Annotated in this window: 15 protein-coding genes and 1 pseudogene; 7 read left to right on the top strand and 9 right to left on the bottom strand. The window is 73.1% G+C overall.

Translation table 11 applies throughout. The annotated features are described in order from the left end of the window. Nucleotides 1-91: 91 nt before the first annotated feature. From ABZ714_RS15230 to ABZ714_RS15240, 3 genes are all read right to left on the bottom strand, one after another. Nucleotides 92-532 (bottom strand): DUF6304 family protein, encoded by a 441-nt coding sequence (locus ABZ714_RS15230; protein ID WP_358825676.1) that lies wholly within the window; start codon nucleotides 530-532, stop codon nucleotides 92-94. Between the two features lie 138 nt (nucleotides 533-670). Beyond that, entirely contained in the window at nucleotides 671-898 is a 228-nt protein-coding gene (locus tag ABZ714_RS15235; RefSeq protein ID WP_358825677.1) for a hypothetical protein, read from the bottom strand. Nucleotides 899-1,103: 205 nt separating this feature from the next. Further along, a complete protein-coding gene (locus ABZ714_RS15240) occupies nucleotides 1,104-2,141 on the bottom strand; it encodes a family 2 encapsulin nanocompartment cargo protein polyprenyl transferase (protein WP_358825678.1) in 1,038 nt (345 codons plus the stop codon). A gap of 803 nt (nucleotides 2,142-2,944) precedes the next feature. Here ABZ714_RS15240 and ABZ714_RS15245 point away from each other — a divergent pair. Continuing rightward, nucleotides 2,945-3,871, top strand: a complete 927-nt coding sequence (locus ABZ714_RS15245) for a pyridoxal-phosphate dependent enzyme (RefSeq protein ID WP_358825679.1) — start codon at nucleotides 2,945-2,947, stop codon at nucleotides 3,869-3,871. A 311-nt stretch (nucleotides 3,872-4,182) separates the two neighbouring features. On the opposite strand, the gene ABZ714_RS15250 is transcribed toward ABZ714_RS15245, so the two are convergent. Then, a complete protein-coding gene (locus tag ABZ714_RS15250) occupies nucleotides 4,183-5,781 on the bottom strand; it encodes a Na+/H+ antiporter (protein WP_358825680.1) in 1,599 nt (532 codons plus the stop codon). Nucleotides 5,782-5,880: 99 nt separating this feature from the next. Between ABZ714_RS15250 and ABZ714_RS15255 the strand changes: the two genes are divergently transcribed. The 3 genes from ABZ714_RS15255 to ABZ714_RS15265 all read left to right on the top strand — a co-directional run bounded on the left by ABZ714_RS15255 (nucleotide 5,881) and on the right by ABZ714_RS15265 (nucleotide 8,104). Beyond that, nucleotides 5,881-6,141, top strand: coding sequence for a UBP-type zinc finger domain-containing protein (locus tag ABZ714_RS15255; RefSeq protein WP_358825681.1), 261 nt, complete (start codon nucleotides 5,881-5,883; stop codon nucleotides 6,139-6,141). A 308-nt stretch (nucleotides 6,142-6,449) separates the two neighbouring features. Continuing rightward, nucleotides 6,450-6,863: an anti-sigma regulatory factor gene (locus tag ABZ714_RS15260; RefSeq protein ID WP_358825682.1), complete on the top strand. Its 414-nt coding sequence runs from the start codon at nucleotides 6,450-6,452 to the stop codon at nucleotides 6,861-6,863. After that, nucleotides 6,860-8,104 (top strand): RNA polymerase sigma factor SigF, encoded by a 1,245-nt coding sequence (locus ABZ714_RS15265; protein WP_358825683.1) that lies wholly within the window; start codon nucleotides 6,860-6,862, stop codon nucleotides 8,102-8,104. Before ABZ714_RS15260 ends, ABZ714_RS15265 begins: the two co-directional genes overlap by 4 nt. A gap of 203 nt (nucleotides 8,105-8,307) precedes the next feature. On the opposite strand, the gene ABZ714_RS15270 is transcribed toward ABZ714_RS15265, so the two are convergent. Beyond that, nucleotides 8,308-8,721 (bottom strand): hypothetical protein, encoded by a 414-nt coding sequence (locus ABZ714_RS15270; protein ID WP_358825684.1) that lies wholly within the window; start codon nucleotides 8,719-8,721, stop codon nucleotides 8,308-8,310. A 234-nt stretch (nucleotides 8,722-8,955) separates the two neighbouring features. Between ABZ714_RS15270 and ABZ714_RS15275 the strand changes: the two genes are divergently transcribed. Further along, on the top strand, nucleotides 8,956-9,924 hold the full coding sequence (locus ABZ714_RS15275) for a diacylglycerol kinase family protein (RefSeq protein ID WP_358825685.1): 969 nt from the start codon (nucleotides 8,956-8,958) through the stop codon (nucleotides 9,922-9,924). 321 nt (nucleotides 9,925-10,245) lie between these two features. After that, nucleotides 10,246-10,503, top strand: a complete 258-nt coding sequence (locus tag ABZ714_RS15280) for a WhiB family transcriptional regulator (RefSeq protein ID WP_003953983.1) — start codon at nucleotides 10,246-10,248, stop codon at nucleotides 10,501-10,503. Nucleotides 10,504-10,765: 262 nt separating this feature from the next. On the opposite strand, the gene ABZ714_RS15285 is transcribed toward ABZ714_RS15280, so the two are convergent. Both ABZ714_RS15285 and ABZ714_RS15290 read right to left on the bottom strand, forming a co-directional pair. Beyond that, nucleotides 10,766-12,238, bottom strand: a complete 1,473-nt coding sequence (locus ABZ714_RS15285; protein WP_358825774.1) for a PAS domain-containing sensor histidine kinase — start codon at nucleotides 12,236-12,238, stop codon at nucleotides 10,766-10,768. Between the two features lie 329 nt (nucleotides 12,239-12,567). Beyond that, nucleotides 12,568-13,173: a TetR/AcrR family transcriptional regulator gene (locus ABZ714_RS15290; RefSeq protein ID WP_358825686.1), complete on the bottom strand. Its 606-nt coding sequence runs from the start codon at nucleotides 13,171-13,173 to the stop codon at nucleotides 12,568-12,570. A gap of 22 nt (nucleotides 13,174-13,195) precedes the next feature. On the opposite strand from ABZ714_RS15290, the pseudogene ABZ714_RS15295 reads away from it, so the two are divergent. Next, nucleotides 13,196-13,944, top strand: a pseudogene (locus tag ABZ714_RS15295) (SDR family oxidoreductase). Nucleotides 13,945-14,298: 354 nt separating this feature from the next. Here the strand turns inward: ABZ714_RS15295 and ABZ714_RS15300 are convergent. Further along, complete coding sequence (locus ABZ714_RS15300) at nucleotides 14,299-15,381, bottom strand: SIS domain-containing protein (RefSeq protein WP_358825687.1); 1,083 nt, start codon at nucleotides 15,379-15,381, stop codon at nucleotides 14,299-14,301. 93 nt (nucleotides 15,382-15,474) lie between these two features. Then, complete coding sequence (locus ABZ714_RS15305; RefSeq protein WP_358825688.1) at nucleotides 15,475-17,046, bottom strand: glycoside hydrolase family 3 N-terminal domain-containing protein; 1,572 nt, start codon at nucleotides 17,044-17,046, stop codon at nucleotides 15,475-15,477. Nucleotides 17,047-17,061: the final 15 nt, after the last annotated feature.

Genomic DNA, 17,061 nt, shown 5'->3' on the forward strand with positions numbered 1-17,061 from the left:
GCCCCCGCCACCCCCCCCCCGCGCCCCGCGGCCCCCCCCCCCGCCTCGCGCGCTCGCGGGGAGGCGGCGCGAGGCCGCCCCCGGGACGGCGTCATACGTCGGCGGGTGCCCGTACCCCCAGTTCGGCGCCTTGCGGCAGCTGTCGCTGCAACCGGTCGAGCGCGTCCTCGAAGTCGCCCCCGGCGACTCCGGCCTCGAAGGCCGCCCCGCCGTAGAGGAGCGTCAGATTCAGATCGGCCCGGTCGAGCGCCCCGTCCGGCCGGGGCTCGCCGAGCGTCAGCAGACAGCTCAGCGTGGCCCGGTGGACCACTCCGTCCGCGTGGACGGGAAGCGGCATGTCCCATTCCAGTACACAGGACGAGAGCAATCCCCCGGTCCCCGCGGCCTCCAGGGCGGCGAAGGCCGCCCCCTCGTACTCAACACCCCTGATGCGCGTACACAGTTGCCGTCCGCGCGCCGCGATCGTGACCGCTTCCGCGCCCCGCCGATCGCGGTACCAGCCCGCCCAGACCTCAGTCGACTCCGATGACATGGCGCGGACTGTAGCGCTACGCGGGCCGGGGGCGTACATCCGGGATACCTCTTCGGCCCCTTCGGACCGCTACGACCTGCGAAAGCGGGTCGTATCAGGGGGCGCGAACGACGCTCGCGCCCCCGCTGTCACAAGGGTTCAGCCGGTACCGACGGCCGGGGCGTCCGCGGGGCCGTCCGCGGCCGTCTCCTCGGGCCCGGCGTAGTCGGCGCACTCCCGGTTGTGGCACGGCCCGGGACCCCACAGGGGCACGAAAGTGCCCATGGTCTTGTGCCGTCGCATCTCCGTGGCCACCGGTTCACCGCAGGCCGGGCAGCGGAACTCCGCCTGCGGGCTGTGGACGGTGCCTCGTCCTGTAGTGCCCATGCGTCCAGCATAGGCCGGTGGCCCCGGGGCGGCACGGTTCGGCGGTACGAGGACGCGGCGGTACGGGGACCACGGCACGGCGGTACGGCACGTTCGGGCGCCGGGGCGCCGGTACCCAGCCGGTCCGTGCCGGTAGCCGGCGGGTACGAAGCCGGTACCGCCTCTCCGCCGGAGGCCCGGCCGCCCGCCGCCCTCTGCCCTCCGCTCACCGGGACCTTCGGGTCACGAACTCCGCCAGTGCCAGCAGATCCCCCGCCGCCGCCAGATCCGGTACGGCCCGCGACAGCTCGTGCACGGCCCGCGCCATCCGCTCCGACGCCTGGAGCTGCGCCCAGTCCCGGCCGCCCGCCCGGTCCACGGCGTCGGCGGCCAGCGCCACCGCCGACGGTGACATATGCCCCCGGTAGAGCCGGGCCAGCTCGGCCGCCGCCGGGGTCCCGGACGTCAGGGCCGCCACGACCGGCAGGCTCTTCTTGTGCGCGACGAGATCGGCGCCCGCGGGCTTCCCGGTCCGCCCCGGATCCCCCCAGATCCCGATCAGATCGTCGATCAGCTGGAACGCGAGACCGGCCTCCCGCCCGAAGGAGTCCAGGGCGTCGGTCTCCTCGGCCCCGGCGCCCGCGTACAGCGCCCCCACGGCGCAGGCGCAGCCCAGCAGCGCCCCGGTCTTGGCGGTCGCCATCGCGACGCACTCGTCCAGGGAGACATCCTCCGGCGCGCGCTCCTCGAAGGCGCAGTCGGCCTGCTGGCCGCCGCACAGCTCGATCACGCAGTTCGCGATCCGTTCGGCGGCGGCCCCGGCCGCCGGATGGCCGTCCTCGGCGAGGAGGCGGTAGGCGAGGGCCAGCATGGCGTCCCCGACGATGATCGCGTCGGGGGTGCCGAAGACGGTCCACGCGGTGGGGCGGTGTCTGCGGGTGGGATCCTCGTCGATCACGTCGTCGTGGAGCAGGGTGAAGTTGTGCACCAGCTCGATCGCGGCGGCGGCGGCGACCGCGCGCTCCGGGGCGGCGCCGAACGCCTCGGCGGCGGCCAGGACGAGCCCCGGCCGGATCGCCTTGCCCGGGGACCCGGCGGCCGGGCTGCCGTCGGCGTTCTCCCAGCCGAAGTGGTAGAGGGCGACCCGGCTCATGGGCCCCGGCAGCGACCCGAGGGCCGCGCGCAGCCGGGGGTCGACGACCGCCCGGGTCCGTTCGAGCAGGTCGAGGGCCTCACGGCCTTCGACGGTCTCGGAAATGCTCACGTACGGGGTCCTTTCCACGGGGACGGTGATCCGGCGGCGCCGGCCGGGTCTCGGGGGCACGTCCGGGACACGGGTCGTACCCGGTACGGCCCGGGGGCGGTATGCGGCGTTACGGCCCCGGAGGGGGCGTGCGGGGTGCGGGGTGACGGCGCGGGCGGGCCGCCGCCGAGGGGCGGCCGGAGTACGGCTCCGGGGGCGGCGTTACGGGGGTACGGCGCCGGGGCCGGGGCGGGCGCGCCGGGGGCGGCCGGCGGGCGGTCGGCGGCGGCCGGGGCGGCGTACGGCGTACCGGTTACCCCGGGGCGGCCGGGCCGACGGCGTCCCGCAGACCAACCGGACCAACCGGACCAACCGACATCGATGCTTCCTCTCGTCACCGCGTGCGGCCCTCGGACCGGCGCATGGCGATACCCGCCGGAACCGTCCGGTCCGCACGGCAAAAAGCTTCCAGCGGGTGAAGTCGCAACGCCATTACACGAATTGATGGGACTAATTCCACGGACCCTGGGCACACGCCGGGGAAAAGGGCAATCCGCCAGGTGGGGCGATCGTGGATGACCGATTCGGATCGCACACGATCCGAACGGCGGCGCCCTGTCCGGTGACCCGGTCAAGTAGGCTGATACGGAATTCGACGTACCCGATCTCCGTCCCGGCGGGCCGTTCCGGCGCATCTCTTCCGACGCGGCCCTTCCGGCGCGCCCCTTCCCCCGGACCCGCCGCGGGCTCCGGTCTCCGCGAGGGCCCGGGGGCGTTGTCCACAGGCCGGTGCCGGGGTCGCCGGCGCCGGTCACAATGGGGTCATGTCCCCGGAAGCGCTCGACCCCGCCGCCCTGCGGCCCCGGCTGCCCTCGCCGCTGGTGGCCGTCGAGGACGAGCGCTTCTCGCGGTACGGGGTCCGGCTGCTGCTCAAGCGGGACGATCTGATCCACCCCGACCTGCCGGGCAACAAATGGCGCAAGCTCGCACCGAACCTGCGGGCCGCCGCCGGACGCCCCCTGCTGACCTTCGGCGGGGCTTACTCCAACCATCTGCGGGCGACGGCCGCCGCCGGACGGCTGCTCGGGGTGGCGACGATCGGTGTGGTCCGGGGCGACGAGCTGGCCGACCGCCCGCTGAATCCGTCGCTCGCCCGGTGCGCCGCCGACGGGATGCGGCTGGTCTTCGCCGACCGGGGGACGTACCGCGCGAAGGACGATCCCGCCGTGCTCACCGGCATCGTCGCCGAAGCGACCCGGGACGCGCCGTCCGGCGCCGCTCCGGCCGGGGTCTGCGTCATACCGGAAGGCGGGAGCAACGCGCTCGCCGCCCGGGGCTGCGCGGAGCTGGGACGCGAACTACGGGGCGCGACCGACGTGGTCGCGGTCCCCTGCGGCACGGGCGGCACCCTCGCGGGCCTGGCGGCCGGGCTCGGCCCCGGCCAGCGGGCCCTGGGTATCCCGGTGCTCAAGGGCGGTTTCCTCGGGGCGGAGGTGGAGCGCCTCCAGCGCGCGGCGTTCGGCGGGCGGCGCGGCGAGTGGTCGCTGGACGACCGCTTCCACTGCGGCGGCTACGCCCGTACGCCACCCGAACTCCTCGCCTTCGCCACCGATTTCGAGGCCCGCCACGGCCTCCCCGTGGAGCGGCTGTACGTCGCGAAGGCGCTGCTGGCCCTGACGACCCTCACATCGGAGGGAGCGTTCCCCCGGGGCACGACCCTCACCGCGATCATCACAGGCCCCCCGGAGTAGCCTCCCCGCCCCGCACCGGGCCGCGCCCGGCGACCTGGCGTAGTCGGCGGCCCGCGGACCGCCCGTGGCTGATCGCGCAGTTCCCCGCGCCCCTAAAGACTCTCCCCGCACCGCCCCTGAAAAAAGGGGGCCCTCCCCTCGACGAGGCCGGTCAGGAGGGCAACCGGGGGCGCGGGGAACTGCGCGGCAAGCCACAGACCGCGCGCGGTCGCCCGACAAGCCAGCCCCGCTGGACGGACGGCGCGGGCCCCACCCGGAGGGCCAAGGCGCCGGGGCCGACGGGAACCCCCACGGCGCCCGCCCGCCAAAGATCAATCGTCGTCCTCGCGGTACGCGGCGGCCTCCTCCAGATCCAGGCGGAAGAGCAGCGTCCGCATCATCTCGTCGTCGATCCGGCGCTCGTCGCGGAGCCGGACGAAGACCGCGCGTTCGGCGCCGATCATCTCCCGGGCCAGCCGCCGGTACGTCTCGTCCGCGGACTCGCCGGTCCGTTCGTTGACCGAGCCGAGCCGTTCCCAGACGGAGTTGCGCCGCCGTTCCATCACCGTCCGCAGCCGGTCCTCCAGCGGGCCGGGGAGGGCGTTGCGTTCGTCGGTGAGCAGGACGTCGAGCCGCCGGTCCGCCGCCTCGGACGCCTGGTTCTGGGCCTCGGCCTCGGCGAGGGTCTGGGCGTAGGCGTCGGGGCGCGGCAGCCGGAGCGCCCGGATCAGGGCGGGCAGGGTGAGCCCCTGGACCACCAGTGTGCCGATCACGGTGGTGAAGGTCAGGAAGAGGACCAGGTTCCGGGACGGGAAGGGTTCCCCGGACGCGGTGGTCAGCGGGATGGAGAAGGCGATCGCCAGGGAGACCACGCCCCGCATTCCGGCCCAGCCGACGATCAGGGGCGCCTTCCAGGTCACCCCCGGTTCGCGGGCCCGGATCCGGGCCGAGAGCCGCCGGGGCAGGAAGGTCGCGGGGAAGACCCAGAGGAACCGTACGGCGACCACGAGGACGAAGATCCCGACCGCGTACGCGAGCGCCTGCGCCACTCCGTAGTCGCCGAGGCCCCGCAGGACGTAGGGGAGTTGCAGTCCGATCAGGGCGAAGACCACGGATTCCAGGAGGAAGGCGACCATCTTCCAGACGGCGGCCTCCTGGAGCCGGGTGGCGAAGTCGACCTGCCAGGCGCGGTGGCCGAGGTAGAGCGCGACCACGACGACGGCGAGCACCCCGGAGGCGTGGACCTGTTCGGCCGCCGCGTAGGCCGCGAACGGGATCAGCAGCGAGAGGGTGTTCTGGAGCAGGGGTTCCTTGAGCCGGGTCCGCAGCCAGTGGATGGGCACCATCAGCAGCAGCCCCACGGCGACCCCGCCGAGGGCCGCGACGGCGAACTCCCCGAGGCCGCCGAGCCAGCTGGCGCCCTCGCCGACGGCGGCCGCGACGGCGACCCGGTAGGCGGTGATCGCGGTGGCGTCGTTGATCAGGGATTCGCCCTGGAGGATGGTGGTGATCCGGTGCGGCAGCCCCAGCTTGCGGGCGATCGCGGTGGCGGCGACCGCGTCGGGGGGCGCGATCACGGCTCCCAGGACCAGGGCCGCCGTCAGCGGGATACCCGGGATCAGCAGATAGGCCAGCCAGCCCACGGCGAGAGTGGCGAAGAGGGTGTAGCCGAAGGAGAGCAGCGCGACCGGCCGGATGTTGGCCCGCAGATCGAGGTAGGAGCTTTCGAGGGCGGCCGTGTGCAGCAGTGGCGGCAGGATCAGCGGCAGCACGACATGCGGGTCGAGGGCGTACTCGGGCACTCCGGGGACGTAGGCGGCCAGGAGTCCGGCCGTGACCAGCAGCAGCGGCGCCGGTACGGGGGTACGGCGGGCCGCCCCGGCCACCGCAGCACTCGCCGCGACCAGCCCCACCAGGGACAATGCCTCCATGCCCGGTTCTCCGTCCGTCGTCCGTCCGGTCGGGACCGGCGGTCATCGGTCGGACCGCTCGACGGGAAACCCCGGCCCCGGCGCCGTAATCTGGCCATCATGAGTGAGTGTCCGCATACCGCGGCGCTGCCCCGCCCGGAGCCCGCCGCCCAGTCCGAAACGTGCCCGGAATGCGTGATCGCGGGCGTGCAGCCGGTCCATCTGCGGCTCTGTCTGGAGTGCGGCAGTGTCGGCTGCTGCGACTCCTCGCCGCTGCGGCACGCGACGGCCCACTTCCGGGAGACCGGTCATCCCGTGATGCGCAGTTTCGAGCCGGGCGAGGAGTGGCGCTGGTGCTTCGTGGACGGCGCCCTCGTCTGAGCGGGGCCCGTACCGCCCCGGTCCAGGGGATTCACCAGTTCGAACGGTGGGTACGTCAACCCTCCCCCCGGTACCTGGAATTGCGCACCGCAGACCTCTAGCCACTGTGCGTACTCATGTGCCTACCATGAGTGACAGTAACTCCGGGGGGCCCTGCGACAGGGCACCATGGATCGCGATAGCGTCGCCGGGCCGGTACCCGGCCGCGCGCTCGTCGCGTGAGCCCCCGTCGTACCGGAGCGCGTACCGACGGCCCCGGGATCCGCCCCGCGGGCCCCGATAGAGCATGTGTCACCTTGGAGGTGAGGGTGTCCCAGATCGCAGGCGAGCCCGGGACCCAGGACTTCGTCGAAGTCCGGCTGCCCGCTGCGGGTGCCTATCTGTCCGTGCTGCGTACGGCCACCGCCGGCCTCGCGGCGCGCTTGGACTTCACCCTCGACGAGATCGAGGATCTGCGGATCGCGGTCGACGAGGCGTGCGCGATCCTGTTGCAGCAGGCGGTCCCCGGTTCGGTCCTGAGCTGCGTGTTCCGGCTCATCGACGATTCACTGGAGGTCACGGTCTCCGCCCCGACCACCGACGGCCGGGCCCCCGAGCGCGACACCTTCGCCTGGACGGTGCTCTCAGCGCTGGCCGGAAAGGTGGAGTCGTCGGTCGCCGACGACCGCACGGTCTGTATCAGCCTGTACAAACAGCGCGGCGCGGGACCCGGGCCGGCGTGAGGAGCGGGAACGGTCCGGTACGGGACGGCGAGCGGGACGGGCAGCCCGCCGCGCCACCCGACATCCCGGAGCAGCAGGCCCACGGACTCGACGGATTCCACGGACTCGACGGCGACGTACTCGGCGGCCGACCGGCCGCGGCTGAGCAGGCGGGGGCTGCCACTGCGGCGGAGCCCGGGGCGAGGGCGGACCAGATGACCGAGAACGACCACGAGAACGCGAACGACCACGATCCCGTCGGCGCCCGGCCGGGCGCCGGAGCGGGCCATGGCACGGCGACCGCGACGGCACCGGCGCAAGCGGGCGCGGGCGCCCGGGGTGAGGGCCCCGGCAACCACCCCGCCCCCGCCCCGGCACCGGACGGCGGCACCGGTGGCGATCCGGCCGGGACCGGCTCGGCGGCCGGTCCGGAAGCCGCCTCGGAAGCCGGTCCGGAGGCCGGTTCCGAGGCCGGTGGGAACGGTGTCGCGGAGGGGCGGCAGGAATCCACCGACCGCAGCGGCGCCCGGGCCATGTTCGTGGAGCTGCGCAAGCTGCCGGACGGCTCTCCCGAGCGGGCGGAGCTGCGTAATCAGCTCGTCCGGATGCATCTGCCGCTGGTGGAGCATCTGGCCCGGCGGTTCCGCAACCGGGGCGAGCCGCTGGACGATCTCACCCAGGTCGCGACGATCGGTCTGATCAAGTCCGTGGACCGGTTCGACCCGGAGCGGGGGGTGGAGTTCTCGACCTACGCCACGCCGACCGTCGTGGGCGAGATCAAGCGCCACTTCCGGGACAAGGGCTGGGCGGTCCGCGTCCCCCGCAGACTCCAGGAGCTGCGGCTCTCCCTCACGACGGCGACAGCCGAGCTGTCGCAGCTGCACGGCCGCTCCCCCACGGTCCACGAGCTGGCCGAACGGCTCGGGATCTCGGAGGAGGAGGTCCTGGAGGGGCTGGAGTCGGCCAACGCGTACTCCACCCTCTCCCTCGACGTCCCCGACACCGACGACGAGTCGCCCGCGGTCGCCGACACCCTCGGCGCGGAGGACGAGGCCCTGGAGGGCGTGGAGTACCGCGAGTCCCTCAAGCCGCTGCTGGAGGATCTCCCGCCGCGCGAGAAGCGGATCCTGCTGCTGCGGTTCTTCGGCAATATGACCCAGTCGCAGATCGCGCAGGAGGTCGGCATCTCCCAGATGCATGTGTCCCGGCTGCTGGCCAGGACGCTGGCCCAGCTCCGCGACAAGCTCCTGGTCGAGGAGTAGGACGGGCACCGGCCCCCGTCCCGGCCCGGTCCGGGGCGCGGGCCGCCGGAAACACCGCGGGGGCGGCCGTACGAGACCAGGCCGTACGGATCTCGGCCGTACGGAACCACAGCGGTACGAGGCAACGGCGGTACGGAATCGCGGCGGCACGCGCCGCCGGAGCGGGCGACCCGGCGGATCGGCCGGGCCGGTCGCCGCTCGGATCAGTCGCCGCTCGGGGGCCGGATCCCCAGCGCCCGGGTGGTCTCCGAGCTGATCAGCAGGGTCAGACCGGTGACGGCGACCACGCCCACCACGATCCCCACCGGGATCAGCGCCGACGACGGCGACCGCAGCAGCGACCAGGCCGGGATCAGCGCCATCAGATGCGTGATCAGCGCCGGCCCCCGGGCCCAGGACCGGCAGAGCAGCAGTCCGCGCGCCGCGACCAGCGGGAACGCGCCGAGGGCGATCAGGGTCAGTCCGCCCATCTCGGCCTGGGTCGGGCTCTCCGGCCGTCCCAGCAGGCCCATCACCAGCAGATAGACGCCGTATCCGACCAGGGCGACGCCCTCCAGACCGGACACCGCGGCGGCGGCGGTCAGACGGCTGGGGCGGGGGGTCGGGTCAGCACTCACCCCAGCAGGGTAGTCCGTACGGGCCCGCCGCCGGACGCCGCCTCCCCGGCCCCTGCCCGGCCGCCGTCACCGGACCGCCGTCACCGGACGCGGACGGCCGCCACCGCCGGGCCGGGGGCGGTGCCGCCGCCCGGACGCCCGGACGGCCGTCGGTCCCGACCCCGCGCCCGCCCCCGCACCAGCCGCCGGGCCCGGCATTACCGCCCCCGGCGCGGGCTGGGTACGCTGCACCTCATGCGCGCACTTCTCGTGGTCAATCCGGCAGCAACCACCACCAGTGCCCGCACCCGGGACGTACTGATCCACGCCCTCGCCAGTGAGATGAAACTGGAGGCCGTGACGACCGAGTACCGCGGCCACGGCCGCGACCTGGCCCGCCGGGCGGCCGACTCGGGCGAGATCGATCTGGTCGTGGCCCTCGGCGGCGACGGCACCGTCAACGAGGTCGTCAACGGACTGCTGCACGCGGGACCCGACCCGGAGGGGCTGCCGAAGCTGGCCGTCGTCCCCGGCGGTTCGACCAATGTCTTCGCCCGCGCGCTCGGGCTGCCGAACGACGCCGTCGAGGCGACCGGCGCGATTCTGGACGCCCTGGCCTCCCGGAGCGAGCGGACCGTCGGTCTCGGCCTCGCGGCCGGTACGCCCGGCACCCCGGACGAGGGAGTTCCCGGACGCTGGTTCACGTTCTGCGCCGGTTACGGATTCGACGCCAGCGTGATCGGCCGGGTCGAACAGCAGCGCGAACTCGGAAAGCGTTCGACGCACCCCCTCTACGTCCGGCAGGTCGTACGCCAGTTCCTCCAGTACCCCCACCGGCATCACGGCACGATCGCCCTCGAACGCCCCGGCGCCGACCCGGTCACCGATCTCGTGGTGGCGATAGTCGCCAACACCTCCCCCTGGACCTACCTCGGCAATCGTCCGATATACGTCTCCCCCGACGCGTCCTTCGACACCGGCCTCGATCTGCTGGGGCTCTCCCGGCTGTCGACCCCCGCGGTGGCCCGCTACGCGACCCAGCTACTGCGTTCGACGCCCGAACGGGGACCGCACGGCAAGCACGCGGTGACGGTGCACGACATGGATGACTTCACCTTGAATTCAAAGGTTCCGCTCCCCTTTCAGATGGACGGCGACCATCTCGGACTGCGGACGAGCGTGACGTTCACAGGCGTACGCCATGCACTGCGTGTGATTGTGTGAGTAGAAGGGCCGCGCCGCCTTCATCTCGAACGTACGGACCAGTATCCACCCCATGGAAGTACGGCTGTGACCTAGTCGACACCGAGGAATCAAAAAAAACTTTCCAGAAGGGGTTGTATCCGCCGCCGAGGTTTGCGAGTCTCTTCATGGCGATCGGGACGGCCCGCTAAACCTCGGCCCCGCAGATCGCCGGAACCCCTCCTCAAACACCAGGACCACGCCGATGTGATGTCGGTGGTCGGCCCTTCCGTTGTGGGGGGATTCGTGAAAGCGTTCACATTCACAAGCAATCCGCATGTCACACAAGGAGAGGTAGCAGCCATGGACTGGCGTCACAACGCCGTTTGCCGCGAGGAAGACCCGGAGCTCTTCTTCCCCATCGGCAACACCGGTCCTGCGCTGCTGCAGATCGAGGAAGCCAAGGCCGTCTGCCGTCGCTGCCCCGTTATGGAGCAGTGCCTGCAGTGGGCGCTCGAGTCCGGCCAGGACTCCGGCGTCTGGGGTGGCCTGAGCGAGGACGAGCGCCGCGCGATGAAGCGCCGCGCCGCTCGCAACCGGGCGCGTAACGCCAGCGCCTGATCGCCCCCGCGATACGCCGAAGCGACCGGCGGCGCGTACGGAGCGTACGCAATCACCGCCACCGAGCCGCAGCGCGCAGCAGTACAACCCACAGCGTTCGAGCCCCGGAAGCCCCAGGCTTCCGGGGCTCGCTGCCGTTCGGACGCGGTGGGCGCGCGGGCACTCCGGCGCGCGGCGGGTTCCCGGGGCGCCGGGCTCCCGGCAGGCGGCCGGGCGCCGGGGCGCGCGGTCCCGGACCCCGGCGACCGCGACCCCGTTCGCGCTACTTCTGGGACCGGACGGGGATGTCGAGGACGACCCGGGTACCACGCCCCGGCTCCGGGACCGGGAGCATGTCGAAGCCGCCGCCCAGCTCGCCCTCGACCAGGGTCCGGACGATCTGGAGCCCCAGATTCCCGGCCGTCTGGGCGTCGAAGCCCTCGGGCAGCCCGGAGCCGTCGTCCTGGACGGTGATCAGCAGCCTGCTGTCGGGCCGCTGGGGGCCGCGTACCGCGGAGACCTCGACCGAACCCCGCTCCCCCGCCGGGAAGGCGTGCTCCAGGGCGTTCTGGAGGACCTCGGTCAGCACCATCGACAGCGGGGTGGCGACCTCGGCGTCGAGAATGCCGAACCGGCCGATCCGGCGGCAGTCGACCTTGCCCGGTGAGATCTCCGCCACCATCGCGATGACCCGGTCCGCGATCTCGTCGAACTCCACGCGCTCGTCGAGGTTCTGGGAGAGGGTCTCGTGGACGATGGCGATCGACCCGACCCGCCGTACGGCCTCGTTCAGGGCCTCGCGGCCGCCGACCGAGTCCATCCGGCGGGCCTGTAGCCGCAGCAGCGCCGCGACGGTCTGGAGGTTGTTCTTCACCCGGTGGTGGATCTCCCGGATGGTGGCGTCCTTGGTGATCAACTCGCGTTCGCGCCGCCGCAGTTCGGTGACGTCCCGGAGCAGGACCAGGGACCCGATCCGGGTGCCCTTGGGGCGGAGCGGAATCGTCCGGAGCTGGATCACCCCGCCGTTGCCCTCGACCTCGGTCTCCCGGGGCGCGTAGCCGCTGGCCAGCTTGACCAGCGCCTCGTCCACCGGGCCCCGGGAGGGCGCCAGCTCGGCGGTGACCTGGCCCAGATGGTGGCCGACGAGGTCGGAGGCGAGGCCGAGGCGGTGATAGGCGGAGAGCGCGTTGGGGCTGGCGTACTGCACCACGCCGTCGGCGTCCAGCCGGATCAGCCCGTCGCCGACCCGCGGCGAGGCGTCCATGTCGACCTGCTGCCCCGGGAACGGGAAGGACCCGGCGGCGATCATCTGGGCCAGGTCGGACGCGGACTGGAGATAGGTCAGCTCCAGCCGGGACGGGGTCCGCACGGTCAGCAGATTGGTGTTACGGGCGATCACGCCCAGCACCCGGCCCTCGCGCCGGACCGGGATGGACTCGACGCGTACGGGAACCTCCTCCCGCCACTCCGGATCGCCCTCGCGCACGATCCGCCCCTCGTCCAGGGCGGCGTCCAGCAGCGGCCGGCGGCCCCTGGGCACCAGATGTCCGACCATGTCGTCCTGGTAGGACGTGGGGCCGGTATTGGGGCGCATCTGGGCGACGGAGACATAGCGCGTCCCGTCCCGGGTCGGGACCCAGAGCACGAGATCGGCGAAGGAGAGATCGGAGAGCAGTTGCCACTCCGAGACCAGCAGATGAAGCCACTCGAGGTCCGAGTCGCCGAGGGCGGTGTGCTGGCGTACGAGGTCGTTCATGGAGGGCACAGACGCGAGCGTACCCGCGGTCGATGAGGAAGATGAGAGCCCGGATGAGACTTCGAACTGTTCGGCGCCGACACATGGACATCCATGAATGGTCTAGTCCACAATGAAGTCATCGAGAACTTCCGCCCTCCCCGCACAGGTGGGCGGATGAGGGACGCGTGCTCTCTGCCCTGACTGCGACGCGCCCCTCCCCATCGGCCGCGCGGGCCCGCACACTCGCCCGGCCGGAGCACTCCGGGCTGCGGTGCCGGGCGGGTTGAGGGTCCCGCCAGGCGCCGCGGCCCGCGGGTTTTCCCGGGCACGCGCCCGAATCGCGGCGGCTACGGCCCGTGCCGCTCCTCCCGCCTCTGCGGCCAGGATCCCAGGGCCAGCTCCACCACCGACTCCAGCTCCGTACGCCCGGCACCGTCCCGGGCCTGGATCGACATGCCCTGCACGACGGCGCCGACGAAGCGCGCGAGGGCGGCGGAGTCGGTGTCCGGAGGCAGCAGACCCGCGTCGACATCGTCTTGCACCCGCCGCTCGAAGGCCGCGGCACTCGCCTGCCTACGGGCCCGCAGATCGGCGACGACTTCGGCGTCGGCGCAGTTCAGCGCGGCGTTGATGACCAGGCAGCCGGGCGGGTGAGCGGGATCCGTGTAGTCGGCCGCCAGCGATCTCAGCAGCCCTTCGAAGGCGGCGCGGGCGGTCGGGGCGGCGTCCAGACCGAGCGGACGGGCCGCCTGATAGACGTCGACCGCCTCGGCGAACAGGGCCCGCTTGTCACCGAAGGCCGCGTAGAGGCTCGGCGGTCCGATTCCCATCGCCCGGGTCAGATCGGCGATGGACGCCGCCTCGTAGCCGTGCTCGAAGAAGACCCGCGTCGCCTGACGCAGGGCTTCGTCCCGGTCGAAGGACCGGGGCCGGCCGCGCTTCCTCGTCTCCATCCACGGATTCTACAGGCTTTCTATAGCGACCACTAGAGAAACGGGGGCGGGCACGGGATCGCTCGACGGGAAGACGGCGCTGGTCACCGGAGCCGGCCGGGGTATCGGCCGGGCCATCGCGGAGCGGCCGGCCCGGGACGGCGCCCGGGTCGCCGCCCATTACGGGACGAACGCGACGGCGGCCGCGGATACCGCCGCCGGGAGCTGGGCGCGGCGGGGGCCGTGGACGCGCTCTGGGCGGAGTTCGACCGCCGTACCGGAGCGGCGGGCCTGGACATCCTGGTGAACAACGCGGGCATCGGCACCTCGGGGGCCTATCCGGAGCTGGCGGCCGAGGAGTACGAGACACTGTTCGCGGTCAATGTGAAGGCGCCGTTCTTCCTGGTCCAGCAGGGGCTCGGGCGGCTTCGCGACGGCGGCCGGATCTTCAGCATCTCCTCCGGTCCGGCCCGCTCGGCGGTGCTGCCGGAACTGATCGCCTACGCCATGACCAAGGGCGCGCTCGATGTCTTCACCCGCGACCTCTCCAAGCTGCTGGGCTCCCGCGGGATAACGGTCAATTCGGTGGCGCCGGGCATCATCGGTACGGATGTGGACTCGGGCCGGCTCCATTCGAGCGACGAGTCGTGGCAGGAGGCGGCGGCGCTGTCGGCGCTGGGCCGGGTGGGCCGCCCGGACGACGTGGCGGATGTGGTCGCCTTCCTCGCCTCCCCCGACGCCCGCCGGCTCACCGGCGCCTGGCTGGACACAACAGGAGGCAGCCTCCCCTAGCCCTGGCGCCGGGCCCCATTGCCGAAGGCAATCAGGGGCGCGGGGAACTGCGCGACCAGCCACGGACGGCGCGCGGTCGCCCGACAATCCCCGCCCGGCTGGGCGCACGGCGCGGGACCCGTCTGCCGAAGAGCCAAGGCGGTGGGTCGAACCGCGACCGCGGGTTGCCTGGAGGGCGGTCAGGAGGCCAACCAGGGGCGCGGGGAACTGCGCGAGCAACCACAGGGAGGCCGCGGCCCGAAACGCGCCGGCGTCGGCAGACGCGACCGTCCCCGCCTGACGCCGGGGGCGGCACGGGCCCGAGGACCCTGCTACCTCGGCGAGAGGCGCCCCGGCAGCCGGGCCCGGAGAGCGCTAGCGGGTCTCCGTCACCTTGGCGAGAGCCCTCGGCGCGTCCGGGTCCTGGCCCCGCGCCAGGGTGACCTCGTACGCGAGGAGCTGGAGCGGCAGGATCTCCAGGACGGGCTGGAGGTTCTCGGGGAGGCCGTCCGTCAGCAGGACGAAGCCCGCGGACGCCGCCGCGACCTGCCGTGCGGGCCCGACGACGACGAGGTCGGCGCCCCGGCCCCGGAGCCGGTCGAGTACGGGCTGGAGCGCTTCGCCGCCGCGCCCGTCGGTGACAACCGCGATCACCGGGGAGATGTTGTCGACCATGGCGAGGGGCCCGTGGAGCAGGTCGGCGCCGGAGTAGGAGAGTGCCGGGATGTAGCTGGTCTCCATCAGCTTGAGGGCGGCTTCCTTGGCGGTGGGGTACCCGTATCCCCGGGATGTGATGACCATCCGTTCGGCGAACCGGTAGCGCCCGGCCAGCCGGCGGACCTCGTCGCCCCGGTCCAGGATCCGTTCCGCGAGGCCGGGGAGTTCGGCGGCGGCCGTCCCGTCGGCGCCTTTGAGCCCCTGGACGAGGAGGTAGAGCGCGAGCAGGGTCGCGGTGTACGTCTTCGTCGCGGGCAGCGCCTTCTCGGGGCCCGCGAGGACGTCGATATGGAATTCGGAGACCGCGGCGAGCGGTGAGTCGGGGTTGTTGGTGACGGCGAGCGTCACCGCGCCCGCTTCCCGGGCGGCCCGGGTGGAGGCGACGAGGTCGGGTGAGCCGCCGGACTGGCTGACGGTGATCACGAGGACGTCCCGCAGATCGGGCTTGGCCCCGTACGCCGTGGTGGTGGACATGGAGGTGAGTCCGCAGGGCAGTCCCAGCTCGATCTCCAGCAGGTACTTCGCGTAGAGGGCGGCGTTGTCGGAGGTGCCCCGGGCGGTGAGCAGGACGAAGCGGGGCGCGCGGGCGGCGACGGCGGCCGCGGTCTCCCGGATCGTGGGGGCGCCGTCCCGGAGGATGCGCCGGAGCACGGCGGGCTGTTCCGCGGTCTCGGCGGCCATCAGACGGCCGGGGCGTTCGCGGTCTTCGTCGTCGTGGGGTGCCGGGTGCGTCGCAGCCATCTCCGTTGCCTCCAGCGGGCGTCGGTGCGCCGAGGGGGCCACCGGCGGCTTTCGCCGCCGGTGGCACCCCGGCACAGCACACGGTCCGTCGGGTCAGTCGCCCGCGCTCTTCGCGCCGGTGATGACCTCGGCGGCGGCCCGTCCGCAGACGCGGGCGGCGCCGTGGGTGGCGATATGCAGCGCGCCCTTGGGTTCGGCCCGGTTGAGGCCCATCTCCACCACGACCGTGTCGGGCCGGGCGGCGAGGACCGCGTCGAGGGCCGTCGCCATCCAGGGGTGGCGGTGGACATCGCGTACCACTGCGACGATCCTACGGTCTGCCGCCGCCGCCAGCACCTCACCGGCGAGGTCGCCGGCGGCTTCGGCGGGTACGTCGGCGTGGGTCGCGGTGAGCGTCCCGGGCACCAGGTCCTTCAGCTCTCCGGCGACGCCCCACGGGGTCTCGTCACCGACGGCGATATTCGCCTCGGGCGAGAAGGTGACGACGTACGGCGGCTCGGTGACCGGCTCGTACGGCTCCTCACCGGGGGTGACCTGGACGGCCCGCCGGGCGGCGACCAGGCCGACATCGGCGGTGACTCCGGCACCGGCGCGGACGCCGGGCGCGGTCCCCTCCTGCACTTCCGCGCCCGGCTCCGCGTCGGCAGCTCGTGCCCGGCGGGTCCAGTCGGCGAGGGCGCGTACCCGCGCCGCCGCGTCGGCCAGCCGCTCCTCGGGCAGGTCGCCGTCCCGGACCGCGGCGACAATGGCGTCCCGCAGCCCGAGTACGGTCGCCTCGTCGGCGAGTCCTCCGCCGACGCAGATGGCGTCGGCGCCCGCGGCGAGCGCGAGGACGGAACCGCGTTCGATCCCGTACACCGCCGCGATGGCCTGCATCTCCATACCGTCGGTGACGATCAGCCCGTCGAAGCCCAGCTCCTCGCGGAGGAGCCCGGTGAGGATCCGGGGGCTGAGGGTCGCCGGACGGTCGGCGTCGAGTACGGGCACCAGGATGTGCGCGCTCATGACCGCCTTGGCGCCGGCCGCGATGGACTCGCGGAACGGCAGCAGGTCGCGGGCGTGCAGGGTGTCGAGTCCGACGTCGATCCGGGGCATCGCGTGGTGGGAGTCGACGTTGGTGTCCCCGTGGCCGGGGAAGTGCTTCACGCAGGCGGCGACTCCGGCGGCCTGGAGGCCGTGGACGTACGCGACCGTGTGCCGGGCGGTCAGCCCGGCGTCGGCGCCGAAGGACCGGACCCCGATGACGGGGTTGTCCGGGTTGGCGTTGACGTCGGCGGACGGCGCCCAGTTGAGGTCGACGCCGCAGGCGGCGAGCCGCCGGCCGAGGGCGTGGGCGACGTCCCGGGTGAGCCCGGTGTCGTCGACGGTGCCGAGGGCGTAGTTGCCCGGGAAGGAGGAGCCTTCGACCACCTCCAGGCGGGTGACGTCGCCGCTCTCCTCGTCGATGGCGACGAGGAGGTCGTCGCGTTCGGCCCGGAGCTGGGCGTTGAGCGCCGTGAGCTGCTCGGGGGTGGTGATGTTCCGGCCGAAGAGGCCTACGGCGCCGAGGCCGTCGGCGATCTGGCGGAGCAGCCAGTCGGGGGCGGTGGTGCCCTCGAAGCCGGGCTGGAGGACGGTGAGGGCGTCACGGCTGAGCTGGCCGGTCGCCCGCAGGTCGTTGGTCATGGAAGTCACCGCGGA

Source organism: Streptomyces sp. NPDC006798, from assembly GCF_040635975.1.
Lineage (GTDB): Bacteria > Actinomycetota > Actinomycetes > Streptomycetales > Streptomycetaceae > Streptomyces.